At 62.1% G+C, this 11,741-nt stretch carries 8 protein-coding genes; 2 read left to right on the top strand and 6 right to left on the bottom strand.

Annotated features, from left to right (window positions below):
• Positions 1–226: 226 nt before the first annotated feature.
• From QD409_RS17115 to QD409_RS17090, 6 genes are all read right to left on the bottom strand, one after another.
• Positions 227–2,569: a heavy metal translocating P-type ATPase gene (locus QD409_RS17115; RefSeq protein WP_092847893.1), complete on the bottom strand. Its 2,343-nt coding sequence runs from the start codon at positions 2,567–2,569 to the stop codon at positions 227–229.
• Positions 2,570–2,716: 147 nt separating this feature from the next.
• Positions 2,717–3,883 (bottom strand): GGDEF domain-containing protein, encoded by a 1,167-nt coding sequence (locus tag QD409_RS17110; protein ID WP_245297998.1) that lies wholly within the window; start codon positions 3,881–3,883, stop codon positions 2,717–2,719.
• Between the two features lie 199 nt (positions 3,884–4,082).
• Positions 4,083–5,060 (bottom strand): zinc-binding dehydrogenase, encoded by a 978-nt coding sequence (locus QD409_RS17105; RefSeq protein WP_092847882.1) that lies wholly within the window; start codon positions 5,058–5,060, stop codon positions 4,083–4,085.
• Positions 5,061–5,102: 42 nt separating this feature from the next.
• Complete coding sequence (locus QD409_RS17100) at positions 5,103–5,705, bottom strand: TetR/AcrR family transcriptional regulator (protein ID WP_092847880.1); 603 nt, start codon at positions 5,703–5,705, stop codon at positions 5,103–5,105.
• A gap of 56 nt (positions 5,706–5,761) precedes the next feature.
• Positions 5,762–7,018, bottom strand: coding sequence for an arsenic transporter (locus QD409_RS17095; RefSeq protein WP_092847875.1), 1,257 nt, complete (start codon positions 7,016–7,018; stop codon positions 5,762–5,764).
• Between the two features lie 95 nt (positions 7,019–7,113).
• Complete coding sequence (locus QD409_RS17090; protein WP_092847872.1) at positions 7,114–7,548, bottom strand: universal stress protein; 435 nt, start codon at positions 7,546–7,548, stop codon at positions 7,114–7,116.
• A 762-nt stretch (positions 7,549–8,310) separates the two neighbouring features.
• Between QD409_RS17090 and cydD the strand changes: the two genes are divergently transcribed.
• Both cydD and cydC read left to right on the top strand, forming a co-directional pair.
• Complete coding sequence (gene cydD, locus QD409_RS17085) at positions 8,311–10,035, top strand: thiol reductant ABC exporter subunit CydD (RefSeq protein WP_430763207.1); 1,725 nt, start codon at positions 8,311–8,313, stop codon at positions 10,033–10,035.
• Positions 10,032–11,723 (top strand): thiol reductant ABC exporter subunit CydC, encoded by a 1,692-nt coding sequence (gene cydC, locus QD409_RS17080; protein ID WP_430763200.1) that lies wholly within the window; start codon positions 10,032–10,034, stop codon positions 11,721–11,723. The genes cydD and cydC overlap by 4 nt, the downstream gene beginning before the upstream one ends.
• Positions 11,724–11,741: the final 18 nt, after the last annotated feature.

Raw genomic sequence — 11,741 nt, 5'->3', positions numbered from 1 at the left:
CACTTGAGTATTCCAATGATACGTCGATGCCGGCATACTGCTTCATGGTCGTCTCTCCGTGATGCTATGGAGCAGGTCTCTCCTGACTCCGCGACACCATCATTGTGAGGGACGACCACCAGCCATTCAAACCTGGCTGGCCGGGCTCCGCCCGTTACACCATCTAACTCATTGTTTTTACGCAATTCCGGACGGAAAACCGCTGCGCACTTTTCCTGGAATTGCTTTAGGCTGCTATCTGTCGGCGCTTGCCGCCGAGCAGGCGCAGGGCGTTCATGGTGACCAGCACGGTTGCCCCGGTATCGGCAAGGATCGCAGGCCAGAGGCCGGTGATGCCGATGATCGTGGTAACTAGGAAGACACCCTTGAGGCCGAGCGCGATGGTGATGTTCTGACCGATATTGCTCATTGTCCGCTTCGAGAGGTCGATCATTTCGATGACGTCGCCGACACGGCCGTGCAGCACGGCGGCGTCAGCAGTTTCGAGCGCAACGTCCGTTCCGCCGCCCATGGCGATCCCGACGTCGGCAGCGGCCAGTGCCGGCGCATCGTTGATACCGTCGCCGACCTTGGCGACGCGAAGGCCCTGGCGCTTCAGCTCGCCGACGATGCGCTGCTTGTCTTCGGGCAGCAGTTCCGCGTGAACCTCGATGCTGAGGGTCTTGCCAATGGCTTGTGCGGTACGCTTGTTGTCCCCGGTCAGCATGATCGTCTTGATGCCGGCATCCGTGAGCGCCTTCAGGCCCGCCGCGGTATCGGCGCGCGGTTCGTCACGCATTGCCAGCAGCCCGGCAACGCTTCCCTTGGCGAGAAGAACGGAGACGGTCTTTCCCTCGTCGTTGAGCGCGGCGATCCGTGCAGACTGTTCCGGCGCAAGCGAAACCTTGTCCGCTACGGCCTGCGGCGAGCCGAGGAAAACCTCAAGACCATCGACCGTACCGCTGACGCCCTTGCCGCCGATCGCCTTCGCGTCGAGGATCGATGGGACTTCGATGCCGTCTGCCGACGCGCGATCGAGGATCGCCCGGGCGAGCGGATGACTGGAGCCTGTTTCAAGCGCTGCTGCTAGGCGCAGCACTTCGGTGTCACCCATGCCGAGGCCGACGAGATCGGTGACCTTCGGCTTGCCTTCCGTCAGCGTGCCCGTCTTGTCGAAGGCGACAGCTGTCACCTTGCCGATGTTCTCCAGCACGGCTCCACCCTTGAGGAGCAGGCCGCGTCTGGCGCCCGAAGACAGCGAGGCTGCGATTGCCGCCGGCGTCGAGATCACCAGGGCGCAGGGGCAGCCGATCAGCAGGATCGCCAGACCCTTATAGACCCATTCGCCCCAGGCGCCGCCCAGAAGCAAGGGAGGAAGGATGGCGACGAGCGCGCCAACAACCACGACGCCAGGCGTGTAGTAACGCGAGAAGCGGTCGATGAAGCGTTCGGTCGGCGCTTTCGATTCCTGTGCCTCCTCCACCAGCTTGACGACGCGCGCGATGGTATTGTCGGCGGCGGCGGCCGTGACGCGGACGCGTAGCACCGCATCGCCGTTGACGGTGCCTGCAAAGACGACAGAGTCGGCCCCCTTGCGAACGGGTGTGCTCTCACCGGTGACGGGTGCTTCATCGATCGCGCTTTCGCCGGACACGATCACGCCATCGGCAGAGATTCGATCACCGGGACGCACCAGAATGATGGCGCCGACCGGCAGGCTTTCCGCCTGCACTTCGCTGATCTTGCCGTTTTGCTCAACAAGGGCGGTCTTGGGAAGCAGGTCGGTCAGCGATTGAATGCTGGCCCGCGCCTTGCTCGCTGCGACACCTTCCAGCAGTTCGCCGATCAGGAACAGAAAGACGACGGCTGCGGCCTCCTCGCTGGCGCCGATGATAACCGCACCGACTGCCGCTATCGTCATCAGCATTTCGATGGAGAACGGCGTTCCGGCTATCGCGGCCATGAATGCGCGCCGGGCAATCGGAACGAGGCCGACCAGCATGGCGGCGGTGAAGATCCAGGCATCCAGCTCGGGGACCATCTTGCCGATGGCCCAGGCCGCTGCAACGGCCACGCCACTGGCGATGGTCAGCCGGCCCTTGGCCGATTTCCACCATGGTCCGGTGGTCGGCCCGTGGTCATGACCGTGGAGGCCGGCGACGGCTTCGTCCTGCGCCTTGTGGCTATGCCCTGCATGATCGTGTCGATGACCGCCGGGTCCATGATCATGGTTGTGCCCGTGACTATGGTCGTGCCCTTCGTGGTCATGGTCATGCGACGAATGGTCGTGATGACTATGATGGTCATGGCCGCAGCCGCAGGCGTGGCTTTCGTCTTCCACCTTCGCCACTGGTGCGCTGCTTTGCGGAAGCGGAATGACCTTATAGCCCAATCCTGTAACGCGCTTGGCGATGGCTGGGGCGAGGGTGGCGTCGCCCTGGTGCTTGACCGTCATCGTGCCTGCGGTGACCGAGACGGAGACGTCTTCGACCCCCTGCAGGCGGCGAACGGCTGTGTCGATTTTCGAGGCGCAGGAAGCGCAGTCCATGCCCTCCACGCGATAGCGGCTCTGTTGTGTTGTCGAAGTCATATTCAGGTTCCGATTTCGATGTCGGAACCATTGCTACATCCTCTAGCCACTAGAGGGACAAGAGCAATTTTGCAGATTTTTGCAGGACACGTTCGCGAATGGCGGCAGTCCGCTGAAACCCTATGCTACCCTGGCATTCCGGCTTCGCTATTGCAGCTGTCTCATGGCGGCGCGACCCACGGTCACGGTGTTTCGTCCGACCCGTTTCGCCTCGTAAAGCGCGGCGTCGGCGGTCTTCAGGAGATCCTCGAGCGACGCTTGCGAGGGCTTGCCGCATGTTACGCCAAGGCTGGCCGTGACATGACCGTCGAGCCCGCGATGGCGAATTCCGAGGGCTTCGATGGAGCGCCGCGTTCTCTCGGCGATGGCGAAAGCTACCTCGCAATTGGTATCGGGCAGCAAGACTAGGATTTCCTCACCGCCAAAGCGGAAGGATGTCCCATTGGCTCCGATCTCCCGGGAGATGCACTGGCAAACGGCGCGAATGCATTCGTCGCCCTCGACATGCCCATGGACATCGTTGAACAGTTTGAATCTGTCGATATCGAGCATGATGACGGCAACCGACGCAACTTCGCCATTCGCACGCCAGATCGACGAGCGCACGCGGTCGAGGGAGTGGCGATTGAAGAGGCCAGTAAGCTCGTCCCGTTCCGACTTTTGCTCCAGCTGGGTGTGCAGCAGGGTGCCACGAAGCTGATTGAGGAAGTTCAGTCGGTCCTTATGCTCGGTAAAGTAGGCGCTCAGGACCAGAAAGATTGTGAGCGTGACATAGAAGGTGATGATGCCGGTATAGACGATATCGTCGAAGGCGCCGCTGAGCTTCGTGGTCGTGAACTGCACGGCGCACATCAGGACGAGACCGATGAGAATCGTTGCGAAGCGAGGGCTGAGCGCGATGACGAAGAACAGAAAGGCCGCGACATTGCCGTTCTGGTAGACGAACAGATATGGGCTGCCGCTGTGCATGGCGACCGACATGGGCAGGGAGACACCTAGCACAGCCACGCAGATTGCGAGAAGATCGTAATTCAGCGCACTCCGCCAACGTCTGAGAGCTATGACGCTGAATAGCGCAAAAGGCGTGAAAATTCCGAATCGTACGAGCACGAGCTGAGAAAAGACATCCGCCATCATCGTCCGGTCGCCAAAATAGACGAGATCGTAGATCAGCGTGCCGACCACCGCCCATATCGGCGCCAGTCTCACCCGGTTTGCCGCATAGTCCTGCAGGAAGAGCTTCTCGATCGCCGGCTTGAAACGAAGGAACCGAAATCCGTTGCGGATTTGACGGTCAACTTCTTCCAATGTCACGGCATCCACCAACGCTACTCCGAACTGATCAGACAGATTTGTGCTTGATAAAGCAAAAGTCTGATCACTATCTAAAGAACAGAGCCGTCGGCGCCGTCGCATGCGCGCCGGATCGGAAAAACGCAGTGGAGGCACGCGCCTTGGACCGCCTGGCGCCCGCGGCGGAGGCAGCCCTTGATAGGGCGCGTGTCATTATCGATTACGGCTTCAGGAGAACCTTGCCCGCCTTGCCGGGGGCCAGCGAGGATTTCACCGCCTGGGCGATCTCCGTCATGTCATAGGCAGCTTCCACCGGCAGCTTGACGTCGCCGGAGGCAACGCGCGTGATGAGTTCGCCGATCAGTCGCCGCCGCTCCTCGGTGGGCATGGCGGCGCTGATCTTGCTGCCCCAGAAGCCCTTGATGGTGAGCTGCTTGAAAATGACCGAGCCCGACGCGATCTGCATCGGCTTGCCAGCGGCGGTGCCGAAGGAAACCAGCAGGCCGTTCTCGCCCAGGAGGTCGGCGAGATCGTTGCTTGCAACGCCGCCGACGGAATCGACGGCGGCCCGGATGGGGGCATTGCCGACCAAGGCACGCACTTTGGTCTTCCAATCCGGGGATGCCGTCGAGACGGCGTTTTCGATGCCAAATACGGCCAGTTCCTCGACGCCGGCGTCGCGCCGTACGAGATTAATCGCATGCACGCCGCGGCTATGCGCGAGCATGGCGAGCGTCTTGCCGACGGCTCCGTTCGCAGCGTTCTGGATGATCCAGTCGCCCTTCTCGACATTGAGGAATTCAAGGAGAGCAATGGCACTGAACGGCATGGCGATGAGCTGTGCTGCGGCCTCATCGGTGATCGCATCGGGCACGGGAACGAGGCTTGCAGCGGGTGCGATGAACTGTTCGGCCCAGGTGCCGTGAACGCCGGCTGCAACGACACGTTTGCCGATGAGCGCGCTATCGACGCCGGCGCCGGCGGCATCGACGATCCCAACCGCCTCGCTGCCGCCGATCGCAGGCAGGATCGGCTTGTAGCCATAGGCGCCTCGGACGGTCCAGAGGTCGTGATTGTGAATGGGCGACAAGATGGTGCGAATTCGCACTTGTCCGGCGACCGGTTGTGGCAAAGGCATCTCGGCAAGACGAAGAACTGCAGCCGGGTCGCCGAAGACTTCGTGAATGGCGCTACGCATTATGGTTTCCTTGCATGTTTGATGTGCTGGTCCCGGCTGGGCTCAAAGGCTGCCGGGGGCGGAAAGGGCCTGCTCGGTGGCAAGCATGGCTTGATCGAGCGGTGTTTTGTCTTTTCCAAGTTTGGCGAGGATCGCCGCGCCGAGCCAAAGGCTGTAGAGCGAGCGGGCCATCTTTTCCGGGACGCAGGAAGGCGCAATCGAGCCGTCTTCGCGACCCTCTGTCAGGGTGGTGGCAATTCGCCGAAGGAGATCGTCGACACCGCCGAGCAGGATCACGCGCATGCTCTCGGAAAGATCGGAGATTTCGGCGGCAAGCTTCACGACGAGGCAACGCTCTGCGAGGCTGCCGGCATTACCGTCGGCAAGCCATGCGTTCCAATAATGCATCAACCGCTGACGGCCGGTTCCTTTCCAGCCGAAAAGGGTATCGAGGCGTTGTGCGTAGTCGGCGCAATATTCCTTGAGCAGGGCGCAGCCAAACGCCTCCTTGGAGGCAAAATAATAGTAGAAAGATCCTTTCGGAACGGCACTTTGATCGAGCAGTTCCTTGAGCCCAACGCCGCCGAAACCCTTGCGCAGCACGAGCTCTCGCCCGATCTCGAGGATGTGGTTGCGTGTCAGATCGGATTTCTTTCTGGTCGCCATGGCCGTCCGATAACAAATAATGGACCGGTCGTCTACAATGCGGGAGTGGTTTGTCGCTATATCAGCGAAAGGGCCGCCAGCGAGAGGATCAGCGCCGGGAGCATGACGACGGCGCCGAGTTTCAGGAAGGCCCAAGCGCCCATATGCAGACCTTCGCGACGCAGGGCCGCAAGCCACAGGATGGTGGCGAGCGAACCGGTGACGGAGAGGTTGGGGCCAAGATCGACGCCGATCAGCACGGCTCCGGCAATGGCATCGGGAACATGGGCTGCTTGCACTGCGCTGCCGGCGAAGAGACCGGCGGGCAGGTTGTTGACGAGGTTGGAGACGATGGCGACCGAAAGGCCGGCCGCTCCGACCGCCTGCATTTGCGATTGGGCCGCAAGCGATGCGAGCCTGTCGGAGAGGAGCGAGGTCAAGCCGGTATGATTGACCGCTTCGACGATGACGAAAAGTCCGGCAACCAGCGGCAATACGCTCCAGCTTATGCCGCGCATGGTCTCGATCGGGCTCTGCCGCGTAAGAGCAAGGACGATAATGGTCGTCATGACGCCGGCGGCGAAGGTTGGGATGCCGAGATCCAGATGCATGGCGGACGCCCCGATGAGGATAAGCGCCGTCACCAAAAGTCCCCATCCGGCGAGCTTGGCGCTATGTGAGAGGGCGGGCTCTTCGACATTGCGCGCGATCGTATCTTCCGCCAATGCATGTCTTTGCGTCCAGTAGAGGCAGGCGAAGGTCACGACGATAGAAACGATCGAAGGCAGCAGGAACGTTGCCATCCAACGCGACAGAGGCGGCATTTCCCCGCCGGCGAAGATCACCAGATTGGCCGGGTTCGAGATCGGCAGCACGAAGCTGGCGGCATTGGCGATGAAGGCACAGACCAGCAGATAGGGCATAGGGTCTTTGACCCTGGCTGCCCGGCAGGCCGCATAGACGGCCGGGGTGAGAACGACGGCCGTGGCGTCGTTCGACAGAAACACGGTCACCACCACGCCGACGATATAGACGAGCAGAAACAGCCGGCGAGGCGATCCTTTGGCGTGGGAGGTGGCGATCGCCGCCACCCAATCGAACAGCCCCTCCCGCCGGGCAAGCTCCGACAGAAGCATCATGCCGATGAGAAACAGATAGACATCGAAGCCCTTGGATATGCCTGCCCAGACGTCGGCGGGGCCGATCAGCCGGAAGGCAAGGAGAAGGGCTGCGCCGAAAACGGCCCAGACCGCTTCGGGCCACCGGAACGGGCGCGCGACGACGCCCAGGGCAGTCAGCCCGGCGATACCCCAGGTAATGGCGGATTCGGTCATTCGGCTCGTCTTGGACGCTGGACGGAGGCGGACATATAGCATTCTCGAATTGCAAAGCAAGCAGTCAGACGGCGCCCGGCATGCTGCGATCCTTGCTACTTCTTGTCCGCCACGACCGATCTTTCGGCCCGATCGATGAGAACGGAACATTCGGCGTGCCGAATGACATATTCCGTCGTCGAGCCGAAGATCCGATCGAAGATATCTGAAGCGTGTGTTGCCAGCACGATCAAGTCGGCCTTCTTCTCCTTGGCGATGAGCAGGAGGGTTTTCGATGCGGTGCCGTTTCGCACATCGATGGTCGCGTCGATGCCGAGACGCCTGCACAGCGCTTCGAGCTTTTCCTCCGCCTCTCCGATCATGGATACGGCCCGCTCGTCCGGGTTTGCGCGTCCGGACGGAAAGAGTTCGATGACGTGCACGACGCTCAGTTCGCCGCCGGGTGTCAGGAGCGTGTGAGAGGTGCGCAGCAAATGCTCGGCGCGCTCGCGGGATCCGAGTCCGATCGCACAAATAATCCTGTCATACATCCCAATCTCCTTAGACCCGTCAATGCTCGCACAGCCTGCGACGTCCGGTTACGATCTCAGGCTGTATTTGTCCGGGCAAGTATACACAAGTATACGTTTGTCCGGCACTTCGGCAATGCATCTGCCCGTCAAGGCTCGTCGCTCGCGTGACATAAGCCTTCTGCTTTGAACCTCTCTTGATGGGCGTTTGCTGCCATCCAACGTATCTCAATGGCAATTATGGCCGTGGGTGAGCGATTCGGCGATCCCTGACCGGATCGGTGCCGGTCGCTGCAACAAGCCATGCGCAGAGAGTTTAACCAGGCGCGATGCAAAGCACTTGAATGGCCGAAAATGTTGCGACGCAAAAGTATTTTGGTCACCAGAGAAATTGGCGCGTGAACGCCAGGGATGGGCAGAATTGACAATTTCAGCTCGACTACGAGCTTCTGCGTCAATCTGCCATGGTCGTAGGTGACGCCTGCGACATCCTGTGTGCTTTTGCGCAGTGCACAATATGCATAGAACCATGTCGCGAATAGCTTGCGAAGAAATCAACCCTTCGGCGAGGCTGGGCATGCTATTCTTGTCGCTGACAAGAGGCGAAAAGCCGGTCATATTAGCGCTCCGATGCGGTCGATTGCGGCAAGTGTGTTCCAGGTTCGGCGCGGGATAAATGTCTGCGATGCAGATCATTCAGCCTTCATCCACCGGCGGGCCTTCCTTGATGACGCGAATTCGAAGGGATGGGCCAACGTGAGTGCTTCCTCCGCCAGCGACGAGATGTTGGAGAGACACGAGGTTTTTGGATCGAGCACGTCGGAGAGCAGAGATGTTCGGCGGGCCGCGTCTCGTCAGCCCATTGGGCGAAGCGCGGGTTTGAGTCTTGCGTCGGCTATCCTCTGTCTTTCGTCATTGATGTGGATCGGCCAGGCCGCCATGCTGGCAATCGGTGTGGGTGCAATCAGCAAGGGCGGCGGGGTCGCCGATATCGCGGTCGCTGCGGCTGTCGTCGCCGGCCTGGGAATCCTGCGCGCAGCACTCGATGCCGTCGGTGGCCGGCTGGCGTTCCGTGCGGCCCGGCGGGAGCTGAGTATGCATCGGTCCGCCGCGACGGCGGCGCTTGCGCAGCGCTCGCCTCTCGATAGCGGCAGGCCCGCCTCCGGCTTGGCCGCCAGTGTCCTCGGAGAACAGGCCGAAGCGGTCGTTCCCTATCTGACGCGCTTCCGTCCCGCCCGGATGAAAGCAAGCGTAGTGCCGCTAGCCGTGCTCCTCTGCATCCTGCCGATTTCCTGGGTCGCGGCGCTGGTTCTCGCTTTCTGTGCCCCGTTGATCCCGATTTTCATGGCGTTGATCGGATGGCGCGCCAAGGCCGCCAGCGAACAGCAACTCGCCGAGACCGGCGGTATCAACGCCTTTCTACTCGACCGGCTGCGCGGCCTTGCCACCATTCGTGCACTTGATGCCGTCGATACGACGGCATTGCGACTGCGGGCGGACGCGGAGTCCTTGCGGGTTCGCACCATGGCGGTACTCAGGATTGCCTTTCTGTCCTCGGCTGTGCTCGAGTTCTTCGCCGCCCTTAGCGTCGCTGCCACTGCCGTCTATGTGGGTTTCAGCCTGCTCGGATCGATCGATATCGGCACCTGGGAAGGCCGATTGACGCTCACTCAGGGCCTTTTCATCCTTCTGCTCGCGCCGGCCTTCTTCGAGCCGCTGCGCGAATTGTCTGCCGTCTGGCATGACCGCGCCGCCGGCGAGGCAGCGCTGGCGGCGTTGAAAGAGCTGGAGACATCGCAGCAAACCATTCTCGGCGGCAGCGATGCGAAGCCACGCCCATTCGTCGGCCCGGCCTTGATCGAGATCGAAGGCCTGGTCTTCCGCCACGGGCCGGAGCGTAAACCCGTGATCGATCATTTCGATCTCTCGGTCGCACCTGGGGAGCATGTGGCGCTATGGGGCGCCAGCGGCTCCGGCAAGACCACCATCTTGTCGCTGATAGCTGGATTGGCGCGGCACGAGGCGGGCGTGGTGCGCATTGGAGGCATGCCGCTGCGGGATGACACAGTAGATAGCCTGCGCCGCCGCATGGCCTGGATTGGTCAATCGCCGCATGTCTTTGCAGGCAGCGTCATGCGCAATGTTGCGCTAGGGCGCAGCGGCATCGACAGCGATGCGGTCGCAGGCGCGCTTGGCAGCGTTGGTCTCGATCGGGTCTTTACGCCCGAGCGGGTCGCGGCAATCGGGGAGGGCGGGCTTGGTCTTTCCGGCGGCGAAGCGGCGAGGCTGGCGCTGGCGCGGATGATGGTCGATGAACAAGCCGATATCATCCTTGCAGACGAACCGACCGCCCATCTCGATGCGCAGACCGCATCAGCCATAACGGATGCGCTGCTTGCCCTCGCCAAGGGACGTATCCTCATCGTCGCCACGCATGATCCGGTGCTGGCCGGACGTCTGGACCGCATCGTCCGCCTGGATACGCAGGCGCGGAGGGTTGCAGCATGAAGCGCTCGCTGACAACGCTTCTTCCCATCATCAAACTGTTCTGGATCGAGCGTGGGGCAAGCCTCGCTCTCGGCGCCGCTCTTTCGGCTCTGGCGATGCTGGCCGGCGGCGGTTTGCTCGGGCTTTCCGGCTGGTTCATCACAGCCTCGGCCTTTGCCGGCCTGAGCGCCGCGAGCGCCATAATCTTCGATGTCTTTGTTCCTTCGGCAGGCATACGCCTGTTTGCAATCGGGCGCACCGCGGCTCGCTATGGCGAAAGGATCGTCACCCACGATGCGACGCTCAAGGTGCTTGCGGCGCTGCGCGAGCGGCTGTTTCGCGGCTGGGCGGAACCTGCCGCTGCCGCGATGATGATCCGCCGGCCGGCAAAGCTGTTGTTTCGGCTGACGAACGATGTCGATGCGCTCGACTCGCTTTACCTGCGTGTGCTGGTGCCGGCTGTTGTCGCAATTCTTGCAGCCTTTGCCGTTACCATAGCGCTTTGCTTGATCGACCCAATCCTTGGCGGCCTTGCGGGGCTATGGCTCGTTGCTGTCTGTCTTGGTCTTTCGCTGGCTGCGGGGCGCATGGCTCTGATGCCGGGGCGGCGGCGTGCCCATGCGATGGAGGCCCTGCGAGCTAGGAGCATCGATCTCGTCGCCGGCCAGGCGGAACTGGCAATGGTCGGCCAGTTGCAGGCACAGCGCCTGGCCGTAGACGAGGCGGATCGACGCCTGGCAGAGGCAGACGATGCCCTGAACCGGATAGATAGTGGTGTCGCAGCTGGCTTCTCCTTAGCCTCGACATCGCTGTTGACTGCCACCCTGCTGACGGTCGCCTTTCTTGCAAGGCAGGGAACGATCGGTGCGCCTGCAGCCGCCTTCGCCTTGCTCATAGCGTTTGCCGCGACAGAGCCTTTCGCTGCCATGCGACGGGGCGTGCTGGAGCTTGGTCGCACTCTGCTTGCCGCAAAGCGTATCGCACCGCGGCTGAGGCCGGTGGCCGCGACGCAGGCAATCACCAGGCCGGAGGTTGGCTGCGCCCTTCAACTCGAAACTGTTGTCGCAGGCCATGAGGGCGCGGCGCGGCCGGTCCTGCAAGGTCTGTCCCTGTCGCTGGCGGTGGGCGAGCGGCTTGCCGTCGTCGGTCCGAGCGGTGTCGGCAAGTCGACACTACTCGCACTGTTGGCGGGCGAGATCGCTGCGAGTAGCGGCTCGGTTGCTTGTCTGCCGTCAGCGAGGCTGACTCAGCGTAGCGAGCTGTTTCAGGACACGGTGCGCGGTAACCTGCAACTGGCAGCGCCCGATGCCGACGATAGCCGACTGCGTGAGGTACTCGCAACTGCGGGGCTACTCGAAGACATCGAAGCCCTGCCGCATGATCTTTCGGCCAGGCTCGGCGAAGGCGGAGCCGGTCTCTCCGGCGGGCAATCGCGCCGGCTGACCCTCGCAAGGCTGTTGTTGCGCGACATTCCACTCTGGCTGCTCGACGAGCCGACGGAAGGCCTCGATGCGGATACCGCCCGCGCTGTGCTCGAAAGGCTGGCGTCGGCAGCAGGCGGACGCAGCCTTGTCATAGCCACGCATATCCGTCGCGAGGCGGCTTTGGCCGACCGTATCTTGCTTCTGGACGGTGGCCGCGTCGCCGCCGACGCGCTGCGCGGCACATCGGAATTCGAAACACTCCTCCACCGCCTTCGGCCGGACTGAGGAGTAGTCGCATACCCG

The organism is Rhizobium sp. BR 315 (assembly GCF_050577975.1).
Lineage (GTDB): Bacteria > Pseudomonadota > Alphaproteobacteria > Rhizobiales > Rhizobiaceae > Rhizobium > Rhizobium miluonense.
Note: the sequence above shows the minus strand (reverse complement) of the source record. Positions and strands in the feature narration are given on the sequence as shown.